The sequence below is a fragment of the Cryobacterium arcticum genome (assembly GCF_001679725.1).
Lineage (GTDB): Bacteria > Actinomycetota > Actinomycetes > Actinomycetales > Microbacteriaceae > Cryobacterium > Cryobacterium arcticum_A.
In genome coordinates this window covers 1,571,380-1,591,559 of the sequence record NZ_CP016282.1, presented here as the reverse complement: position 1 = coordinate 1,591,559, position 20,180 = coordinate 1,571,380, and the positions used below count along the sequence as shown (strand labels likewise).

General features: G+C 69.8%; 21 protein-coding genes. 12 read left to right on the top strand and 9 right to left on the bottom strand.

The window, feature by feature from the left end; all coding sequences use genetic code 11:
* Window positions 1-88 precede the first annotated feature (88 nt).
* Both PA27867_RS07055 and PA27867_RS07050 read left to right on the top strand, forming a co-directional pair.
* Entirely contained in the window at window positions 89-928 is an 840-nt protein-coding gene (locus PA27867_RS07055; protein ID WP_066594780.1) for a thymidylate synthase, read from the top strand.
* Window positions 918-1,463, top strand: a complete 546-nt coding sequence (locus PA27867_RS07050; protein ID WP_269465867.1) for a dihydrofolate reductase — start codon at window positions 918-920, stop codon at window positions 1,461-1,463. Before PA27867_RS07055 ends, PA27867_RS07050 begins: the two co-directional genes overlap by 11 nt.
* On the opposite strand, the gene PA27867_RS07045 is transcribed toward PA27867_RS07050, so the two are convergent.
* The 7 genes from PA27867_RS07045 to PA27867_RS07015 all read right to left on the bottom strand — a co-directional run bounded on the left by PA27867_RS07045 (window position 1,460) and on the right by PA27867_RS07015 (window position 9,446).
* The gene (locus PA27867_RS07045) at window positions 1,460-2,473 is read right to left on the bottom strand and encodes a CPBP family intramembrane glutamic endopeptidase (RefSeq protein WP_066594778.1); all 1,014 of its coding nucleotides are present in this window, start codon (window positions 2,471-2,473) and stop codon (window positions 1,460-1,462) included. The two genes, PA27867_RS07050 and PA27867_RS07045, sit on opposite strands and share 4 nt — an antisense overlap.
* Window positions 2,474-2,524: 51 nt before the next feature.
* Complete coding sequence (gene ligD, locus PA27867_RS07040; protein ID WP_066594777.1) at window positions 2,525-3,553, bottom strand: non-homologous end-joining DNA ligase; 1,029 nt, start codon at window positions 3,551-3,553, stop codon at window positions 2,525-2,527.
* Window positions 3,554-3,640: 87 nt separating this feature from the next.
* Window positions 3,641-5,536: an amino acid transporter gene (locus tag PA27867_RS07035; protein WP_420480698.1), complete on the bottom strand. Its 1,896-nt coding sequence runs from the start codon at window positions 5,534-5,536 to the stop codon at window positions 3,641-3,643.
* Between the two features lie 198 nt (window positions 5,537-5,734).
* Window positions 5,735-6,457 carry a hypothetical protein gene (locus PA27867_RS07030; protein ID WP_157109154.1) on the bottom strand — a complete coding sequence of 241 codons (723 nt, stop codon included), beginning with the start codon at window positions 6,455-6,457 and terminating at the stop codon, window positions 5,735-5,737.
* Between the two features lie 9 nt (window positions 6,458-6,466).
* The gene (locus PA27867_RS07025; protein ID WP_066594771.1) at window positions 6,467-6,907 is read right to left on the bottom strand and encodes a VOC family protein; all 441 of its coding nucleotides are present in this window, start codon (window positions 6,905-6,907) and stop codon (window positions 6,467-6,469) included.
* Window positions 6,908-7,037: 130 nt separating this feature from the next.
* Window positions 7,038-8,510: a lipase family alpha/beta hydrolase gene (locus PA27867_RS07020; protein WP_066594769.1), complete on the bottom strand. Its 1,473-nt coding sequence runs from the start codon at window positions 8,508-8,510 to the stop codon at window positions 7,038-7,040.
* Between the two features lie 60 nt (window positions 8,511-8,570).
* Complete coding sequence (locus PA27867_RS07015) at window positions 8,571-9,446, bottom strand: alpha/beta hydrolase (protein WP_066594768.1); 876 nt, start codon at window positions 9,444-9,446, stop codon at window positions 8,571-8,573.
* A 217-nt stretch (window positions 9,447-9,663) separates the two neighbouring features.
* Here PA27867_RS07015 and PA27867_RS07010 point away from each other — a divergent pair, with 217 nt between their 5' ends.
* The 3 genes from PA27867_RS07010 (at window position 9,664) to kduI (ending at window position 11,981) form a co-directional block, all read left to right on the top strand.
* Window positions 9,664-9,960, top strand: coding sequence for a hypothetical protein (locus PA27867_RS07010; protein ID WP_066594765.1), 297 nt, complete (start codon window positions 9,664-9,666; stop codon window positions 9,958-9,960).
* Between the two features lie 75 nt (window positions 9,961-10,035).
* Window positions 10,036-11,070 carry a glutathione S-transferase family protein gene (locus tag PA27867_RS07005; RefSeq protein WP_066594763.1) on the top strand — a complete coding sequence of 345 codons (1,035 nt, stop codon included), beginning with the start codon at window positions 10,036-10,038 and terminating at the stop codon, window positions 11,068-11,070.
* A gap of 59 nt (window positions 11,071-11,129) precedes the next feature.
* Window positions 11,130-11,981, top strand: a complete 852-nt coding sequence (kduI, locus tag PA27867_RS07000; RefSeq protein ID WP_236900864.1) for a 5-dehydro-4-deoxy-D-glucuronate isomerase — start codon at window positions 11,130-11,132, stop codon at window positions 11,979-11,981.
* Window positions 11,982-12,025: 44 nt separating this feature from the next.
* On the opposite strand, the gene PA27867_RS06995 is transcribed toward kduI, so the two are convergent.
* Window positions 12,026-12,787, bottom strand: coding sequence for an SDR family oxidoreductase (locus PA27867_RS06995; protein ID WP_066599293.1), 762 nt, complete (start codon window positions 12,785-12,787; stop codon window positions 12,026-12,028).
* 116 nt (window positions 12,788-12,903) lie between these two features.
* Between PA27867_RS06995 and PA27867_RS06990 the strand changes: the two genes are divergently transcribed.
* A complete protein-coding gene (locus PA27867_RS06990; RefSeq protein ID WP_236900863.1) occupies window positions 12,904-13,806 on the top strand; it encodes a 3-methyladenine DNA glycosylase in 903 nt (300 codons plus the stop codon).
* Between the two features lie 40 nt (window positions 13,807-13,846).
* A complete protein-coding gene (locus PA27867_RS06985; protein ID WP_066594753.1) occupies window positions 13,847-16,414 on the top strand; it encodes a cation-translocating P-type ATPase in 2,568 nt (855 codons plus the stop codon).
* Between the two features lie 18 nt (window positions 16,415-16,432).
* Here the strand turns inward: PA27867_RS06985 and PA27867_RS06980 are convergent, their stop codons facing one another.
* Window positions 16,433-17,137 (bottom strand): NAD(P)H-hydrate epimerase, encoded by a 705-nt coding sequence (locus PA27867_RS06980; RefSeq protein WP_066594751.1) that lies wholly within the window; start codon window positions 17,135-17,137, stop codon window positions 16,433-16,435.
* Window positions 17,138-17,397: 260 nt separating this feature from the next.
* Here PA27867_RS06980 and PA27867_RS20935 point away from each other — a divergent pair, with 260 nt between their 5' ends.
* The 5 genes from PA27867_RS20935 (at window position 17,398) to PA27867_RS06960 (ending at window position 20,165) form a co-directional block, all read left to right on the top strand.
* Window positions 17,398-17,568, top strand: a complete 171-nt coding sequence (locus PA27867_RS20935) for a hypothetical protein (protein ID WP_167550827.1) — start codon at window positions 17,398-17,400, stop codon at window positions 17,566-17,568.
* A gap of 58 nt (window positions 17,569-17,626) precedes the next feature.
* Window positions 17,627-18,589 (top strand): 1-phosphofructokinase family hexose kinase, encoded by a 963-nt coding sequence (locus tag PA27867_RS06975; protein WP_208857308.1) that lies wholly within the window; start codon window positions 17,627-17,629, stop codon window positions 18,587-18,589.
* 21 nt (window positions 18,590-18,610) lie between these two features.
* Complete coding sequence (locus PA27867_RS06970) at window positions 18,611-18,925, top strand: hypothetical protein (RefSeq protein WP_066594749.1); 315 nt, start codon at window positions 18,611-18,613, stop codon at window positions 18,923-18,925.
* A 97-nt stretch (window positions 18,926-19,022) separates the two neighbouring features.
* Complete coding sequence (locus PA27867_RS06965) at window positions 19,023-19,529, top strand: hypothetical protein (protein ID WP_066594747.1); 507 nt, start codon at window positions 19,023-19,025, stop codon at window positions 19,527-19,529.
* 3 nt (window positions 19,530-19,532) lie between these two features.
* The gene (locus PA27867_RS06960; RefSeq protein ID WP_066594746.1) at window positions 19,533-20,165 is read left to right on the top strand and encodes a TetR/AcrR family transcriptional regulator; all 633 of its coding nucleotides are present in this window, start codon (window positions 19,533-19,535) and stop codon (window positions 20,163-20,165) included.
* Window positions 20,166-20,180 lie beyond the last annotated feature (15 nt).

The following is a 20,180-nucleotide window of genomic DNA, read 5'->3' as shown; positions in this document are numbered from 1 at the left end:
ACGCCGCTGCCCGCTGTGCCCGGGGTGGCCGTTTCGGCAGTACGAAACAATGCTCCGGAGTCGGCCGGCACCGGGTAGATTTGAGCCAATGAACACTCAGCCGGACCCCAGCCTGAGCGACGCCACCGCGATCGCCACCCCGTACGAGGACCTGCTGCGCCTGGTGCTCGAAACCGGAGCGAACAAGGCCGACCGCACCGGAACCGGAACCCTGAGCGTGTTCGGCGCGCAGCTGCGCTTCGACCTCAGCCAAGGCTTCCCGCTGATCACCACGAAGCGGGTGCACTTCCCGTCGCTCGCGTACGAACTGCTCTGGTTCCTCCGCGGCGAGAGCAATGTGGGCTGGCTGCAGGAGCACGGTGTGCGCATCTGGAACGAGTGGGCCGACGAGCAGGGTGAACTCGGACCGGTCTACGGCGTACAGTGGCGCTCCTGGCCGACGCCGGACGGCGGCCACATCGACCAGATCGCCCAGGTCATCGAAACCCTCAAGACCAACCCGGACTCCCGGCGCATCATCGTGTCGGCCTGGAACGTCGCCGACATCCCCGACATGGCGTTGGCGCCGTGCCATGCCCTGTTCCAGTTCTACGTCGCCGACGGCAAGCTCTCCTGCCAGCTCTACCAGCGCAGCGCCGACCTGTTCCTCGGCGTGCCATTCAACATCGCCAGCTACGCGTTGCTCACGCACCTCGTTGCCGCCCAGACCGGTCTCGAATTGGGCGACTTCATCTGGACCGGCGGGGACTGCCACATCTACTCCAACCACATCGAGCAGGTCACCGAGCAGCTCAGCCGCACGCCGTACCCGGCACCGACGCTGAAGATCACCACCGAACGGGACAGCATCTTCGACTACGAGTTCGAGGACCTCGAAGTCGTGGACTACCAGCACCACCCCGCCATCAAGGCCCCCGTTGCCGTCTGAGAGCGGGGCGCCCGCGACAGCGCCGTCCAGTGGGACGGTCGCCGCCCGGATCGGCCTGATCTGGGCAGAGGCCCAGGGCGGGGTCATCGGCGACGCCGGCAGCATCCCCTGGCACCTGCCGGAGGACCTGGCGCACTTCAAGGAGATCACCCTCGGCGGCGCCGTGATCATGGGCCGCCGCACCTGGGACTCCCTGCCCGAACGCTTCCGACCCCTGGCCGGCCGGCACAACATCGTCATCACCCGGCAGCAGCACTGGCAAGGCGAGGGCGCCACCGTCGTGCACTCCCTCACCGAGGCGCTGTCCGCCGCGGCCCCCGACCCGGTCTGGGTCATCGGCGGCGGCGACATCTATCGGCAGGCGATGCCGCTGGCCGCCCGGCTCGAGGTCACCGAGGTTGATCTCGAGGCCAGGGGTGACACCGTCGCCCCGACCGTGGACGCGAGGTTCGCGCAGGTCGACGCGTCCGAATGGCTCACCTCACGCACGGGCCTCCGCTACCGCTTTCTGAGCTACGAGCCGAGCGCCCGCTAAACCCCGGCGGGACCCGACCCGGGCACGACCGCCGCGGCAGGGTCGATGCGCGGCCGGCGCTCCAACCTGGGCTGGATCCGGAACTGACCGGTCAGCACCAGCACGCCGATCACCACGGCCATCACGATCCAGGCCACCCAGCCCAGCGGGCCGAGCGCGGCCGGGTCGGCAGAGGTTCCGGCGGCGGCCACCAGGATCAAGAAGCCGGCCGCGGCGTTGAAGGCACCGTGGGCGAAGACCGAGGGCCAGACCGACGCGGTGCGGAGTCGCAGCCAGCCGATCAGGATGCCGTAGAACACGCATCCACTGATCATCAGGGCCACGCCCAGCAGGTTGGGTTGCGCGAAGTTGTAGCCGAGCAGGATCACGGGACTGTGCCAGAAACCCCAGACCGCGCCGCTGACCAGCAGCGCCGGCCAGGTGCCGAGGGGACGCAGGCTCGGCAGCAGCCATCCGCGCCAGCCGAGTTCTTCGCCCAGGGCGAAGAAGCCGTTGAAGATCGCCGCGACCGGGATCGTGAGCAGCTGGATCAGCACCACCAGGCCCACGGGAATCGGCGACGAGGTGGGGTTGGCGGCGTCCAGGATCTGCGCGAAGCCGGAGAAGGCGACCAGGTCCAGCTGAACGAGGCCGAGAGCCGCGGCCAGGAAGACCCCCGCGATGACCAGGAGCACGCTGCCGAAGATGCCGAAGACCGTCATCCAGATGGTCCGCTTGACGGGGCGCAGCGGCCACAGCCCGAGGTATTCGGGGATGGATGCGGGGCGCGGGCGCTGCACCATGAACACCACGAACAGGGCCGCAACAGCAGGCGTGAACGTCATGACGGGCAGGAGCAGGGCCGCGAGCGGGTTGGCCAGGCCGCTGCCGTCGAGCCAGAGCGGGAGGACCACGAGCCAGGCCAGTGCGCAGGCCATCACGACGAAGACCACGACAGCCGTCCACGGCACCCGCTCCACAAGCGGGGTGGCGGCCGGGGTGGGATGCTGGCTGGTGCTCGGTGCGCTCATGACTGCCACGTTAGCCACCCAGAGAGCGGAGGGCATCCCCCGGACGACGGACTAGTCGTCGGGGTCGTGTCGGGCGCGGCTGGGCTGCACGCGGGGCGGCTCCCCCGGCATCTTGGGATAGTCGGGTGGGAACGGCAGCTCGCCGAGGCCGGCGTCGAGGTCGCGTCGCCACCAGCCGAGCAGGGTGTCGATGCGGCCGGGCTCCGCGTTCATGCTCGCCCACGGGTCGCCGGTGGCGCGCAGCCGGGCCGGCACGGTCTCGACGGTGAACGTCGTGGGGTCGACGTCCTCCAGCTCGTCCCACCCGATCGGGCAGGAGACGGGTGCGTGGGCGAGCGCCCGGGGGCTGTAGGCGCCGGCCATGGTGCGGTCGCGGTTGGCCTGGTTGAAGTCGACGAAGATCCGGGCTCCGCGCTCTTCCTTCCACCAATTCGTGGTCACGGTCGTCGGCAACCGTCGCTCCACCTCGCGGGCGGCGGCGATCACGGCGTGCCGCACCACCTGGAATTCCTCGACGGGTTCGATGGGGGCGAACACGTGCAGGCCGCGGTTACCCGAGGTCTTCACGAAGGCTGGGAGGCCGGCCTCGGCCAGTACCGCGCGCAGCTCCTGGGCCACCGGAATGGCGTCGTCGAAATCAGTGCCGGGTTGCGGGTCGAGATCGACGCGCAGCTGGTCGGGATTGTCGGTGTTCTCCGCCCGGGAGGGCCAGGGATGGAACACCACGGTGTTCATCTGCGCGGCCCAGACGGCGCCGGCCGGTTCGTCGATCACGAGTTGCGGATGGGTGCGCCCGCTCGGGTAGACCACCGGCACCGCACGCACGAAGTCGGGCGCCCCCTTTGGCGGGTTCTTCGAGAAGAATTGTTCACCGTCGATACCGCCCGGGAAGCGTTGCAGTGACACCGGCCGGTCGCCGTTCGCGGCCACGAACGCCTCCCCCACGTCCACCAGGTACCGGGCCAGGTCCAGCTTGGTGATGCCCAGCTCCGGCCAGAGCACCCGGCTCGGGCTCGAGATGCGCAGTGTGCGGTCGCCGTGGGGCCCGGCGACAGTCAGCTCCGTCGATTCGCTCGCCATACCCCCAACCTAATCCCCCTTCCGCGAACTGTGACTAAAGCCCCACAAACGCGCGTTCCGGGACTTTTCTCACAGGTCGCGGAGGGGTCAGCCGCCTCCGACGTGGATGGCGGGGCGCCGGGCCGCGTCAGGTTCGATCTCCCGCAGGATCTCCCGCACCACGGGCGCCGTGTCACCCTGCCCGAGCAGAAGGTAGCGCAGCAGATGCCCCACCGGGTTGCCCTCCGACCATTCGAAGTACGCCTGCGGACGCACCCCGCTGGCATCCCGGAGGGCGAGCAGGATCGCCGCGATCGCGTTAGGTGCCGCCGGGCTGTGCGCGCGCAACACCCGATAGTCGCCCACCTCCACGCCGCGCACGTGCAGCACATCGCTGAACCCCGACGGATCGATCACCTCGATCTCGAGGAAGAGCACGTCGGCCGCGCCCGGAACCGGGTTCATGCCGCGTTGCTCGGACTCCTTCTCGGCGTACTCGGCCTGGTCCCCGGTCTTGCGCTTGTTGGCCACCACGTCGAGGGCGCCGTCGAAGGCCAGGGAGTCGGCGATGAACTGTCGGGCCTGCTCGTCGAATTCGACGCTCTCCACCCGCAGCTCTGTCGTGCGCGACACCCGGGATACCAGCGACACCAGGATGATCCCGGCGATGAACAGCGCCGAGATCATGATGCCGTCGGGCTTCTCGATGATGTTCGCCCCCAGGGCATAGAGCAGCACTCCCGATAGCACCCCGAACCCGATGGCAGCCCGGCGCCGGCGCCTCCGCCCCGCCGAGATCGTCACGGCCACGGCGCCCGAGACCATCATCACCAGGATGCCGGTGGCATACGCTCCGGCTTGAGCGTCGACGCTCGCCTTGAACCCGATGGTGATCAGGATGCTCACCCCCGTGTACACGAGCACGACCGGCCGCACCGCCCGGCTCCATTCCGGCGCCATCCCGTAACCGGGCAGGTACCGCGGCACGATGTTGATCAGGCCGGCCATGGCGGATGCGCCGGCGAACCAGAGGATGAAGATGCTGCTGATGTCGTAGAGATTGCCGAACCCGTTGCCGAGATACTCGTGCGCCAGGTACGACAGCGCCCGGCCGTTCGCCGGTGCGCCGTCGTCGAAGGCGTCGGCCGGGATCAGGACCGTGGTGACGATACTGCTGGCGATCAGGTAGACGCTCATGATGCCCGCGGCAAAGGTGAGCAGCTTGCGGGTGTTGCGCACCCGAGATACCAGGCGGTCCTCGGCCGTCCGTCCGGTCGAGGCCACGAGCGGCATCATGCTCACCCCCGTCTCGAAGCCGGACAGCCCGAGCACCAGCAGCGGGAACGCCAGCAGCACCGGCACCAGGATGTCGCCCGGCCCCGCCCCGACGTTGGCGACGGCGGACAGCCACCCGGTCAGCGCATCCGGTTGGGTGAAGACCTCGAACAGTCCGACCACGATGACGGTGCCGTTGAGCAGCAGGAACAGGGCCACGAGCGGGATCGCGACGGACACCGCCTCCCGGAAGCCGAGCAGGAACACCCCGCCGAGCACGAGCAGGAAGAGCACGGTGACCGGCACCGCCTGGTCTTCCAGGAAGTCGGGCGCGGCCGGGTTCTCCAGGAGGTGCACCGTCGCATCCGCCGAGGAGAGCGTGATCGTGATGATCCAGGAGGTCGCGACGAAGCCGAGCAGCACGAGCACGAACACCTTGCCGCGCCAGAACGGCAGCAGTCGTTCGAGCATGGCCACGGAGCCCTGCCCGTTCGGGCTCTCCACGGCCACCCGGCGATACATCGGCAACATCCCCAGCAGGGTCAGGAGCACGATGAGCACGGTGGCCAGAGGCGAGAGCACCCCGGCGGCGACCACGGCGATGCTGGGCAGGTAGGACAGGGTGGAGAAGTAGTCCACGCCGGTCAGGCACATCACCTTCCACCACGCGTGCGTCGAAACGCCCAGGTCGGCGGATTCCGGTCCCACCGGCTGCACGCGGTCGCGCATCAGCCAGGCGCCGAAGCGTCCGGATGGCGGCGGCACGGTGAGCGGGCGGGTCACCCGCGCCGGGATTCCGGATGGGTCCGCTCGGTCCACCGGGACTGCCTCCTCCTTCGCCGGGGCTCGTCGAATGCCCGGGTCCACACGTCCCGGTCTATCCCTCCGGTGGGGGCTCGGCTAGGGGTACCAGCCGGAACGCGCCCGTCAGTTCTCGAAGTTGGGCGACGGTGCCCGGAACTCGTTGAGCTCACCCGACGGATCCGGTGCGATCAGCCAGACGCTGAAGGTCAGTTCCCCGGCCTCCACACTGTCCCGGGCCGGCAGACCGACGGTGTCGACGTTCACGTCCAGGCGTTCCGGCCCGCCACCCACACTGATCCGGGTCGCGCCGTCGGGATAAGCGGCTTCGAGCGCCGGTGCCGAGTCGCCCACCTGAATGCCGTCCACGGTCTGCAGATCCACGTTATTGAGCGATGCGGCCGTGACGGCAATCCAATATTCGCTTTCGAAGGGCGCATTCCCCTCCGTGTCGGGATCGGTGATGACCACCCCCGGCCAGGTATAGGTTGTGCCCGGCCCGGTCTCCCGCTCCGGCACGACATCCTCCACAACTGGATCCGAGCCGAACGCTACGGTGAGGGCATCGATCGTCGTCTGCGTGTCATCGAAATAGCCGTAGGTCTCGCTTGAGCCGTCCGTGCGGCCCAGGTCAATTCCCTCCGACCTCACCACAAGGCTGTCCACCGTCACCGCGGGGGCCGGAGCCGGCGTCTCGCTGGCCGGCGGCCGCGTGGCGGAGGGTGTGGCGGCGACGGCCGTGGACCCGCCGGCGCCGGGGTCAGCGGCCCCGGCACATCCGGTCAGAAGCACAGCCGCAAACATGAAGATTACTGATGAAGCCCGATAATTCCCCCGAGTCTGGCGCATGCATCGAGGCTACTCCCCGGCGGTCTGCATCTGGGGAGCCCCGGCGATGTTGACCAGCCAGGCCACCCCGAACTTGTCGACGCACATGCCGAATTTGTCTCCCCAGGGCGCGACCTCCAGCGGCATGGTCACAGACCCGCCGTCGATGAGTTTTGTCCAGTAGCCGGTCAACTCCACGTCGTCCACGTTCTCACCACTGAGCGAGACCGAGTAGTTGTTGCCGGGGGTGTATTCCATCGCGTTCGGAGTGTCGGCCGCCATCAGCGACAGGCCAGAGGGCGTGGTCAGCGCCGCGTGCATGGTCTTCTCCTGCTCACTCGGATCTTCGCTGGCGTGGAATTCGGCGAACGTGCTCCGGGTCAGCTCGCCGCCGAAGACCGACTGGTAGAACTCCATGGCTTCCTTGGCGTTGTCGCGGAAGCCGAGGTAGGGATTCAGGCGGATGCTCATGGTGTTCTCCTCGCTGCACGGACCGCACTGCCCGCGCCGTCGGTTGTGGAAGGTTCGTCTGCGTGCCTGGTGCGATTATCGACCGGTTGCGGCGGATGCGCGAGGGGCGCGGCGAGCCGCGACCGGTCGATCAGGTCCAGTGTGTGACGGCCAGTTCCAGGCTGGCCTGATCGCCCACCAGCCGCGCGGCCACGTTGGGCAGTGGAATGACCGGGTGCCAGCTGCCGTCGGCGCTCCGCCCCGATTGCCAGTCCAGGGTGTTGGAGAGTTCCGCCACCCCGGGGCGCTCGGTGAGGGTGCTGTTCCACTCCCACAGGATCCGGGTGAGCGCGCCGTCTTCGCTGAGAACCACCTCCACGATCAGCGAGTCCTGCCAGTCGCCGATCTGTTCCAGATGTTCGCCGAACCCGAAGATGCCGCCGCGTTCCACCAGCGACAACAACGTCACATCCAGGGCGTAGCGCGCCACATTGTCCGGGTTGGGGATCAGGAAGGCCGTGATCAGCGGCACCGGAGACATCGGGGTGGGGATGCGCTTCGCCTCGGCGTTCAGGTCGACCGGGCAATAGTGCGCGGCGGTCTGCTCGTGGATGAGGACGGGCAGTTGCCGGATCGCCAGCCGCACCTCGGCCTGCCAGACCCTGGCCTCCTCGAAGGCCAACCCGCGCAGGCCGATCTCCACCCGCAGAGTGCCGAAGAGGAACCGTTTCAGGTTCTGATACACCTCCTCCGAGTTGACCAGGCCGTACCGGCCCGAGTGCGACCGGTGCACATAGGCGCGCGCCGAGCCCACGACGTAGGCATTGCGGATGGCCACCAGTCCGTCCGACTGCACGCCCATGATCGCGCTGGACAGGCCCAATGCCACGTCGTAGTCGCGGGCGTCGGTGCCCACGATGCTGAGCACCCGGTCGGCAGTGAAGGCACCGCTCAGCCGCCGCGTGTCCCCGTTGGCCGGGCCGGGCGCATCCGCCGGGTAGAGGTACTCGCGCATGTATTCCGGAGCGAAGATGCGTGAGCCCTGCGGCCCGAAGGTGTTGAGGATCCACCCGCCGATCGGGCCGCCCAGTTGCGGGTCGATGCCGCCGTGCGGGGTGCCGATCGTGCACAGTTTCGAGACGGATGCGCGCGGGTCGGGGAGGTTCACCTGCAGCGCGGTGCGGCAGATCAGGCCGCCCATCGAGTGCGCCACCAGGTACACCGGCGGGTGCCCGGCCGATTTCTCCCGCACCAGGGCGATGAAATCGGCCAGGCCCTGGGCGGCCGTGACGATGTCGTAGGCCTGGGCGGGCGTGCCGAAGGTACCGGCCGCGGCATCGTAGAACCGGTAGATCCACACCGAGTCGGCGCGCAGGGTGTTCGGTTCGGCGTCGAGCAGAACCCGCTGCTGACTGCCCTCGATGCGCACGTCGTAGCCCTGTTCCTTGACCAACCGGATCAGCGGCCCCTCGTACTGGTAGAACTGCGGGGTGCCGTTGGCGCCCACCCGCACGTGCACGGATCCCTCGTTGAGACCGTAGAACGGGTCGTCTGCGGCGGCATCGATGGCACCCTGGCCGCCGGCGAATCCCCGCACGTAGATGATCGGCAATCTCTCGCCCATGCTCTGCTCCCGTCTGCCCTGACGTGCTCTGCTGTGCCACCTGGATCTGTGGCACCTGGATCAGTCCACCGGTGCCCGGTCGAAGCGTTGCACGAAGGCGAGAGCCGGCTCGGCCACGTCGCGCCATCCGCTGTCGATGACCAGGGAGTGGCCGCGGCCGGGGATCTCGGTGATCTCGGTGATGCCCGCGTTCTTCGCCTGCAACTTGTAGCTCGCCCGGGTGATGGCAAGGGGCACGGTGTTGTCGTTCTCGCCGGCGAGCACCAGCAGGGCACCGCGATCAGGGTTTTTCGTGTCGACCCTGGTCTCACCGCCGAAGGGATTGAAATTAGCCACGGCGGCCTGGAACAAGGGTGCGCCGGATGCCGGCACGTGGTACTCGGTGTAGAGATGCCGTGCCTCGGACTCGTCCAGGTTGTTCGCCCAGCCGTACTGGAACTGCTCGAAGGTGAGCGAGATCGCCTTGCCTCGGTTGCCCGGGTTGCCCAGCACCGGTGCCGCCGACTTGAGCGCGGACGCCGGGAGCGGGAGCACGCCCTTGAACGGCGCGTTGTCGATCGAGACCGTGGCGAAGGCCACCCCCTCCCCGGCCAGTTTCTGGGCGATCAGCCCGCCGAACGAGTGGCCGATCAGCGCGGGCCGACGGGTGAGCCGGGAGATCGCTTCGAGGTAGTGGTCGGTGACCTGTTGCACCATCTTGTGCGCGAAGGCCTCCGGTGCCTCGTAGGCGTCGGCCACGGTGCGGGGGTCGTCGGGCCAGCCGGGCGCGATGGTGGTGAACCCGTTCGCCTCGAACAGGTCCCGCCACGGCTTCCAACTGCTGGAGAGCAACCAGAGTCCATGCACGAAGACGACGGGGGTGAGCCCGGATGCATTGGCTCGGTCGATCTCGTCGACCTCCCACTGCGCGAGAGTGGGCGCTTCGGTGTCGGCCATGTCGCAGGTCCTTTCTGTTCCTGAGTGCGCGGTCGTGTGAGGGTCGGTCGTTCACAGGCGCGGCGGTATCCGCTGAGGTTGTGAATAGCCGGGTCCGGCGGTGCGCGCAAGGCCCGGTTCCGCAGCGGGCCGGGCTCGGCTGCGAGGGTGGAGGTCAGGTGTTGATCGGCTACGCTGGCGCTCACCCGCGCCCTGCCCCTGCCATCGAAGGACACCCATGGACCATGTCGCCACCATCGTCGCCGACGTGCACCTCACCAAGCCGGAGGCGTTGACCGTGATCGCCGCGACGCTGGATGCGGAGGTGGTGGGCGCCCACACCGCTCACGCCTTCGTCGCCCTGCCGAACGGCGGCCGGGTCGAGGTCGAGATCCCCAAGTTCGGCGAGGCGCCGCCGCTGGCCGTCGACGTGTACGACTCCCGCGGTGACGCCGAGGCCCTGGCTGCCGCCCAACGCCTGCTCGAGCTGCTCGCCGGCACCGCGGGCTGGCCGGTGCATCACCTGCACGAGTGACCGATGCCGTGCCGCCCAGGCGCGGAACCGGCTGATTCCATGCGTACGCACGGGTTTTTCCCGTAGCGTGGACGCATGAGCAATGTGACCCCCAGCGCCGCCGACAGCGCCCTGACTCCCAGCTACGTGGAGCCCGGCAAGGACTTCAACCGTGACACGAACTACATCGAGGACCGCATCACGCGTGACGGCCGCGACGGTTGGCCGGTCGAGGCCGGCCGCTACCGCCTGGTGGCGGCTCGTGCCTGCCCGTGGGCGAACCGCACCGCGATCGTGCGCCGCCTCCTCGGGCTCGAGGGCGTCATCTCCCTGGGCCTGCCCGGTCCCACCCACGACAAGAACAGCTGGACCTTCGACCTCGACCCGAATGGCGTCGACCCGGTCCTGGGCATCGAACGCATCCAGGAGGCCTACTTCGCCCGGTTCCCCGACTACCCGCGCGGCATCACCGTGCCGGTGATCGTGGATGTGCCCTCCGGCAAGGTCGTCACGAACAACTACCCGCAGATCACCCTCGACTTCGAGACCGAGTGGGTGGAGCACCACCGGCCCGGCGCCCCCGACCTCTACCCTGAGGCGCTGCGCGCGGAGATCGACGAGGTTGCCGAGCTGATCTTCCACGACGTCAACAACGGCGTGTACAAGTGCGGCTTCGCCGGCAGCCAGAAGTCCTACGAGCGGGCCTACGACACCCTCTTCGCCCGGCTCGACTGGCTCGAAGAACGCCTGGCCGGCCAGCGCTACCTGGTCGGCGACACCATCACCGAGGCCGACGTGCGGCTCTTCACCACCCTGGCCCGCTTCGACGCGGTCTACCACGGCCACTTCAAGTGCAACCGCAACAAGCTCAGCGAGATGCCGGTGCTGTGGGCGTACGCCCGCGATCTGTTCCAGACGCCGGGCTTCGGGGACACCATCGACTTCGACCAGATCAAGAAGCACTACTACGTGACGCACAGCGACATCAACCCCACCGGCATCGTGCCGAAGGGTCCGGATGCGTCGGTCTGGCTCACCCCGCACGGACGCGAGGCCCTGGGCGGCCGCCCGTTCGGCGACGGCACCGCCCCGGACGCGCCGCTCGAGAGCGAACGGGTGCCCGCGCTCTAATCCACGCAGGGCTAGGCTGTCTAGTGGAACTTAGTTCCACTAGACGGCACGCCTGAGGCGTGTCAGAGAGAAGACCGATCATGCAGGTGCGGCACTCCACCAACCCGGCCCAGATCCGCTCATTCGACACGCAGGCGCTCCGCGAGAACTATCTCGTTGACGACCTCTTCGCCGACGACGAATTCCGTGCCACGTACAGCCACGAGGACCGCGTGGTACTCGGCGGCGCACGGCCGGTGACCGGCAGCATCCGCCTGCCCAGTTTCGACGTGCTGCGCACCGAGAACTTCTTCGGCAACCGCGAAGCCGGCATCGTGAACGTGGGCGCTCCAGGCACCATCACCGTCGACGGTGTCGACCACGCCATGGATACCGGATCCTGCCTGTACGTGGGTCGCGGTGCGGTCGAGGTCACCTTCGCCAGCGCGGCGGCGGCCGCACCCGCCGCCTTCTACCTCTTCTCGGCGACGGCGCACCGGAGCTATCCCACCACCCTGGTGCCGCACGGTCAGGGCACCGTGCGCCGGCTCGGCGCCCAGGAGACCTCGAACGAGCGCACCATCAACCAGTACATCCACCAGGACGGCGTGCGCAGCTGCCAGGTGGTGATGGGCGTCACCGAGCTCGGCTTGGGCAGCATGTGGAACACCATGCCCGCGCACACCCACGACCGCCGCACCGAGTGCTACCTCTATTTCGACCTGGCGCCCGAGCACCGCGTCGTGCACCTGCTCGGCGAGCCCACCGAGACCCGCCACCTGATCGTGGCGAACCAGGAGGCCGTGATCTCGCCCAGCTGGTCGCTGCACAGCGGCTTCGGCACCGGCAGCTACTCCTTCGTCTGGGCCATGGCGGGCGAGAACCAGCCGTTCGACGACATGGACCACGTGCAGGCGGCCGAGCTGCGCTGAGCCCGGGTCGCGGGCCGGCGCGCTGCCGCGTTGTGGGCGCGCGGCTACCGGCCGAGCCAGCCGCCGTCGACGGGCAGCGTGATGCCGTTCACGTAGTCCGAGGCGCTGCTGGCCAGGAAGACCGCGGCGCCGGCCAGGTCGGACGCCTCGCCCCACCGGCCCGCCGGGATGCGCCCCAGGATCGCGGCCGAGCGGACCGCGTCATCGCGGAGGGCCCGGGTGTTCGCGGTGGCGATGTACCCCGGCGCGATCGCGTTCACGTTCACGCCCGACCCGGCCCACTCGTTCGACAGGGCCTTGACCAGGCCGACGATGCCGGACTTGGCCGCCGTGTAGCCGGGCACGTTCACCCCGCCCTGAAAGCTGAGCAGGGACGCCGTGAAGATGATCTTGCCGCGGCCTCGGGTCACCATCCCGGCGCCGACCGCCCGGCTGAGCACGAACTGCGACGACAGGTTCACCGCGATCACCTCGTCCCAGAAGTCGTCCGAGTGCTCGAGGGCCGGCGCCCGACGGATGGTGCCGGCATTGTTGACCAGGATGTCCGGTCGACGCCCGGCCAACTCGGCACCGAGGGCGGTGACCGCCGCACGGTCGGCGAAGTCCGTCCGAAACGGCGTGAACCGGCGGCCCAGGTCCTCCACCCGGCGAGCGACCTCGCTGCCGGTGTCGGGCAGGTGGCCGCTGACCCCGATGATGTCGGCGCCGGCGGCCGCCAGCCCCTCGGCCATCGCCAGGCCGATGCCGCTGCTCGCCCCCGTCACGACCGCGAGGCGTCCGGTGAGATCGAAGGCGGTAGTGGGCATGGTGGGACTCCCCTGCATCAACATGTTCTGCTGGGCGGAATCCTGTTCCGCTCCGGTTCCAGCCTAGACCGTGCCGGACGGTGGCAGGGCGTCGGGTCGCCGAGTACTCTCGTGGGGTGCCCGGATACCCAGCGTCGACAGCGTTCGACGGCGCAGTGTTCGACACCGCGGACTGGCAGGCCCGCGAGGCACTGCACCAGGACCGTGCCGACGCCCTCTCCCTGGAGCGGAGGGAACGCGCCGCCGGCGGTCGCACACATCCGGTCGACGACTTCCTGTTCACCTACTATCCGTTCCGCCCCGGGCTGCTGCGCCGCTGGCACCCGGGCTCCGGGGCGCGCCTGCGCGGAGCGGCCGGCGCCGAACGTGCCGGGTGGAAGTGGTACCGCACGGAGGGGGACGACGTTCTCGTGGACGACGCGGCCTTCCGCGACAGGAATGCGCGCAGCATCCGGTTCATCGTGACCCTGCTCGACAAGACAGCTGCGCGACCGGCCAACTTCAGCTGCTTCGGACTGCACGAGTGGGCGATGGTCTACCGGCAGGACGAACACCGGCATGTGGCCCCGCTGCGCCTGGGCCAGGGCGATACGGATGACGTCGTCGACGCCCACAACATCTCCTGCAGTCACTTCGACGCGTTCCGCTTCTTCACCCCGGCGGCGCTCACGCACAACGCGCTCCAGCCGACCCGCGAGAACCAGCCGCGCCTCGAGCAGCCCGGTTGCCTGCATGCGGGCATGGATGTCTACAAGTGGGTGATCAAACTGGGGCCGCTGATTCCCGGGGAGCTGCTGCTGGACAGCTTCGAGCTGGCGCGCGACATCCGCCGTCTCGACATGCAGGCCTCGCCGTATGACCTCTCCGAGTGGGGGTATGCCCCGGTCGCCATCGAGACGCCGGCGGGCAAGGCCGAATACGTACGCCGCCAGCGCGACCTGGCCGAGCGCAGCAACGCGCTGCGGGCCCGAGCGGTCACGGCCGTCGGCTCGCTGCCGCCGGAGGTGCCGCGGGTGTAGTTTCCCCCTAGCCGAGGAAGGGCGAGGGAAGGAGGGCCTTGTGACACGGGCGTCCGGGCTCAGCTCGGAGGAAGCCGCCCGCCGGCTCGCCGCGGACGGACCCAATGTGCTGCCGCGCCTGGCCCGGCCGTCCGCGCTGCGGGCCCTCGTGCGGCAATTCACCCACCTGCTCGCCCTGCTGCTGTGGGTGGCCGCCGGGCTCGCGCTGCTGGCCGGCACGCCCGCTCTGGCGATCGCCATCGTGGTGGTGATCGTGCTCAACGCGTTGTTCGCGTTCTGGCAGGAACACCGGGCCGACCGGTCGGCCGAACGCCTGCGCGACCTGTTGCCCACCGAGACCCGGGTGCGCCGGGACGGCGCCCAGCGCACCATCGACGCGGCCGAACTCGTGCGCGGGGATGTCGTGCTCCTGCGCCTGGGCGATCGCATCGCGGCGGATATGCGTCTCCTCGAGGCGCACGCACTCACGGTGGACGAATCGATGGTGACCGGGGAGAGCGAGGCCGTGCACCACGAGGCCGGGCAGACGGCCCGCGCAGGCACCTTCGTGGTGCAGGGTGACGCAGAGGCCGAAGTGACGGCCACCGGATCGGGAACGACCCTCGCCGAGATCAGCGCGCTCGCCCGCGCGGCGACCCGGCCGACCAGCCCGCTCACCCTCCAGCTCAACCGGGTGGTGCGCGTCGTGGCGATCATCGCCGTCGCGACAGGGGTGGGTCTCGGTCTGGCGGGGCTCGGCATCGGGCTGCGGCCGGCCGAGGCATTCCTGTTCGGTGTGGGGGTGGCGGTGGCACTGGTTCCGGAAGGCCTGCTGCCCACGGTCACGCTCTCTCTGGCGCGGGGCGCTCAGACCATGGCGGAGCAGCAGGCCCTGGTGCGCCGCCTCGATGCCGTCGAGACGCTCGGCGCCACGACTTTCATCTGCACCGACAAGACCGGAACCCTCACGCAGAACAAGATGTCGGTGGTCGAGGCCTGGACGCCTCGGGGCGTGGTCACCATCGACGGGGCCGGCTACGGGCCCACCGCCACGGTTTCCGGGCCGCCGGACGCGACCGCTCTGCTTCCGGAGCTGGCCGAGGCGGCCGTGTCCTGTGTGACCGGGCGGGCCGTGCTGCGTGACGGACAATGGCGGCCGGAGGGTGGTCCGTTGGATGCGGCGATCACGGCGCTCGCCCACCGCAGCGGTTGGACCGAGGACCTGCACCAGTCCATTCGGCGGCTGCCGTACACCGCCGACCGGATGATGAGCTCCGCCGTGGCGGCCGGTCGACTGAGCACGCTCGGGGCGCCGGAGAGCGTCTTCGCCCGGTGCACCGACGTGCCGGAGGCGGCCCATCGCGAGTTGGCCAGGATGACCGCCCGCGGTCAGCGGGTGATGGCGGTCGCCGCCCGGGACTGGCCGGCCGACACGGTGACCCTGGGGGCCGAGTCCGGCCTCCGTCTCTGGGGACTGCTCGGGCTCGAGGACCCGCCCCGGCCCGACGTGCACGAGGCCCTCGAGGATTGCCGCACCGCCGACATCCGGGTGATCATGGTCACCGGCGATCACCCCAACACCGCCGAGGCGATCGCCCGGCAGGTGGGCCTCCTCGGGCCGGGCGGCACCGTGCTGGGGCCCGGGCTGCCGGAATCCGACGCCGAACTCGGCGCGCTGCTCGACCATCCGGATGGCGCGGTCGTGGCCAGGGTGACGCCGGCCGACAAGCTGCGGATCACCCATGTTCTGCAGGCCCGCGGCCACGTCGTGGCGATGACCGGCGACGGGGTGAACGACGCGCCAGCGCTGCGGGAGGCAGACGTGGGCGTGGCCATGGGCCTGAGCGGCAGCGACGTGGCGCGCGAGGCCGCCGACCTGGTGCTGCTGGATGACCACTTCGGCACGATTGTCGCGGCCGTGCGGCTCGGGCGGGCGACCTTCGCGAACGCGCGCCGGTTTCTCACCTATCACCTCACCGACAATGTGGCCGAGCTTGCACCCTTCGCCGCGTGGGCGCTCACCGGCGGCCAGTTCCCGCTCGCCATCGGCGTGCTGCAGGTGCTCGCCCTCGATATCGGCACCGACCTGCTGCCCGCCATCGCGCTCGGTGTCGAGCCGCCCAGCGCCCGGGTGATGCAGGGCCGCACCCGCACCCGCACCCTGATCGATCGGGTCCTGCTCTGGAGGGCCTTCGGCGTGCTCGGTCCGGTCGAGGCCGTGGTGTCGCTGGCGGGATTCGCGGCGGTCCTCGTGGCGGGCGGCTGGACCTGGGGGGCGTCGGTGCCGCCGGGGCTCCTCGCGGCCGCCTCCGGCACGGCATTCGCCACGATCGCGGTGGCCCAGATGGCCAATGCCTTCGCCTGCCGCAGCGAGACGGTTCCGGCGTGGCGGCTGCGCCTGGGCGGCAACCGGGCGCTCCTGGCCGCCGTCGGTGCCGAGCTGGTGCTGCTGGTCGCGTTCCTCGGCATCCCGTTCGTCAGTGCATTGCTCGGCGGCAGCTGGCCGCCGCTGGCCGCGTGGGCCTTCCCGCTGCTGGCCGCGGTGCTTCTCGTGCTGGCCGACGCCGGGCTCAAGCTGCTGCGCAGCAGCCTGCGGCGTCGCGCCCAGCCGAGCCCGCAGCCCGCCTAGGAGCAGGCCGGGGGCAACTCAGACGAGGTCCCGGCGGCGGATACGCTCCAGTTCGGCGCCGATACCGATGTCGGCCACGACGACCCGGCCCGCGTAGCCGGACGCGGGGCGGGTGAGCAGCCCCGCCTTGCACCCGCCGAAGGTCACCGTGAGATCGGCCGGCAAGACCGTGGGGTCGGGCACGCTGCCATCATCGACGCCGATACCGCTGGGCAGGTCCACGGCGACCACCAGAGGCGGATGCTCGCCGGAACGCACCGGAAGAATCGCCGCGACGACGCTCCGGGCCGCACCGCGCAACGCGGGCGCACTGCTGGTCCCGGTGCCCAGGATGCCATCGAGGATCAGGTCGGCTGCCGCCGCGAGCCCGGCGATGACCTCGGCGGGCTCGTCGGTGGGCCGCAGGTCGGCGCCCTGCGCGAGAGCCGCTTCGAGCGCCTCCCGGTGCAGGTGCTCACTCGTCGGCAGGATGCACAGAAGCGCGCCTCGGTGCGCCAGACGTTCCGCGGCGTAGAGCGCATCCGCTCCGTTGTTGCCCGAGCCGGCCAGGACCAGCACCCGGGCACCCGCCACTCCCCCGCGCCGCGCCTCCAGGAGAGCACCCGCCTCGTGCGCCAGGGACTCGGCCGCCCGCTGCATCAGCGGCACGCCGCGCTCGAGGAACGGGACCTCGGCCTCGCGCACCTGGGCGGCCGTGTACGTCTGCGGTGGATTGTTCGGCACGCGGCCACCTTACGCCGCACCGGCCAGCCGGCCCAGCTCGCTCCCTCGGCGCAGGTTGACTCTCGCGGCAGGTGAAAATGCACCATTTTTCACACGCAGCGAAACACTTCACACGCAGCGACACCGATCCCCCGCCGTGAGGCCACACCGCCGATCCGTCACGCCCAGCATCCGGTCAGACTCAGCTATACCCCATGGGGTATCCTGAGGACTTCAGGGAAGCTAATCCAGCCACCCTCAACCTGATCCAAGGAGACCCCATGTGCCGAGCCGTGACCTGCCGAACCTGCGGCAAGACAACCTGGGCCGGCTGCGGCCAGCACGTCGACCAGGTGATGCGCGGGGTGCCCCGCGCGGACCGGTGCGCCGGGCACGAGAACGAGCCCTCGACGGGCGGCGGCTTCTTCTCGCGGCTGTTCTCCGGACGCTGACACCACCGCCCAGACCCGCATCCCCCGGCGGAGCGCCCGGGAGTCCTACGCTGGGTCCATGGATGCCTCCAGACCGACAGCGCTGCGGCCGATACTCACACTCACCGTCAATCCCGCCCTCGACGTCAGCACCTCGACACCGAACGTGGTCGGTGAGCACAAGCTGCGGTGCGGGCGCTCCCGCCTCGATCCGGGTGGCGGCGGCATCAACGTGTCGCGCGTCATCCAGCGGCTCGGCGGTCAGACCCTCGCGATCTACGCCGCCGGCGGACCGACCGGTGACGCCTACCGCAGGCTGATCGAGGCAGAGGGCATCCCCACCCTGGTCGTCCCCATCGCCGGCAGCACCCGCGAGAGCTTCACGGTCGACGAGACGGCAACGGGGAAGCAGTTCCGCTTCGTGCTGCAGGGCCCCGAGCTCACTGAGCGCGAATGGCGCGCCTGCCTCGACCGGGTGGCGGAGTCCATCCCCCAGCACGGCTATGTCGTGGCGAGTGGAAGCTTGCCTCCGGGGGTGCCCGACGATTTCTACGCCCGGGTGGCACGTTTGGCCCGCGAGCACGAGGCACGCTGCATAGTGGATGCGTCGGGTGACGCCCTGGCCGAAGCCCTCACCGAGGGCGTCTTCCTGGTCAAGCCCAGCGCCCGCGAGCTCGGGGAACTGCTCGGGCAATCGCTCGACAGCGAGGAGAGCCAGATCGACGCGGCGAGCACCTTGGTGGATCGCGGCTCCGCGGAGCATGTGGCGCTCACCCTCGGCGGTGCCGGAGCGGTGCTCGCCTCCTCCGGAGAGGTCCTGCGCCTGCCGGTCCCCCGGGTCCTGGTGCAGAGCACCGTGGGAGCCGGGGACAGCTTCCTCGGAGCCTTCGTATTGCGCATCGCCCAGGGCCTGGACACTCGGGCGGCGTTCCGCGCCGCGGTGGCCGCCGGCAGCGCCACCGCCATGACGCCGGCCACCGAGCTCTGCCACCGCGTCGACGTGGAGCGACTGGAGGCCGAACTCGCCCTGCTTCCGGCCTGAGCCGAAGTTAGGCTGGTTCTCATGAAGCTGACCAAGATCGACCCGCCCGGTCGGAGCTTTTCGCGCTGGCTCACCGATGACGAGGTGGGCCAGGTGCTGGCCGCGAGCCGCGGCTGGCGGCTGGGCGGCGACGGCAGCGTCGTCGCCGGCACACTGCGAAAGTCCACCATCGCCCCCTCGCTGGCCGCCCTGGGCGCCGCAGCGGCGGCCAACCGCTGGATCAGCCGCCCGGCCGTGGCCGGCAGCGACGGCAGCGGACCGACCCACATCATGTGGGGCGTCTTCGACGCACGAACGGATGCCGAGGTGGCGACCCTGGTGGCCGCCGCAGGCTGAACGGGTCCCAGACCCTATTGACCGAGTGGTCATTGACCGGGTGATCAATATAGGCTGAACGTATCGAGCTCGACCCGTCCCCCACGAAAGCCGCACCATGAGCAGCCGCACCGCGCCCAAGGCCCACCCGCACACCCCGCTGCCGACCTGGTCCCGGGTTCTCCGGACCACCTTCCGGATCGTGCTCGGCGTGTTCCTCCTCCTGGCCGGGATCAGCCACCTCACCGTGAACCGGGAGGCCTTCCTCGCCCAAGTGCCCACCTGGTTACCGGTGGACGGCGACTTCGTCGTCCTCGCATCCGGTGTCGTCGAGATCATTCTCGGTGCGTCCCTGGTGGCCTTGGGCCGATACCGGGTCTACGTCGGCTGGATCGTCGCCGCGTTCTTCGTCGCGATCTTCCCCGGCAACATCTCCCAGCTGGTCACCCACACCGACTCGTTCGGGCTGGACACCGATCTCCAGCGCACCATCCGGCTGCTCTTCCAGCCGGTCCTGGTGCTCTGGGCCCTGTGGTCCACGGGCGCCTGGCGGGCCTGGCGCGGCTACCGCGCCCAAAAGCGTGCCGAGCAGAGCGCCGCGCCGCGCTCAGGGACGATCGGCTGACCGATGGGTGGACCCAAACGACCCGAGCAGGAACGCGTCGAGGAGATCCTCGCGACCGCGTACGGGATCGCCCTGGCCGACGGCCTCGATGCGGTCACCGCCCGGCGGGTCGCCACGGCCGCGGGCATCTCCCCCGGCCTGGTCTTCTTCCACTTCCAGTCGAAGGACGGCCTGCTCCTGGCCCTGCTCGACGTGCTGCTGGACGGCACACTCGACGCCCTGACCGCCCCCGGCCTCGCCGCGCTTGCGCCGTGGGACCGCCTCGAGCGGATGGTGCGGGGCGAGCTCGAACGCCTCGCCGAGTACCACGCCGGCGTGGAGTTGCTCTTCGCGTTCTACTTCTCCCGCCGCGACGACCTCTTCCGCAGTCGCATCGAGAGCTCGTTCGGCAGGTACCTGGAGGCCTTCCTGCCCGTGTGCCGCGAGGTCGCCGCCGCGGGCAGCGGCCAGGACGGCATCCAAGGATCGGCGTCGGGCAGCGGCGGCATCCAGGGTCGGGCGACGGGCGACGACCTTGCCGCCACCATCGTCGCGCTCATCCAGGGCGCCTCTATCCAGGCGATCCGCGCGCCGGCCGCCTTCGACCCCGAGGCGCTCCTCGCCACCATGCAGGCCTTCCGGCCGCCCTCCGACTAACACAGACCGCCCGCC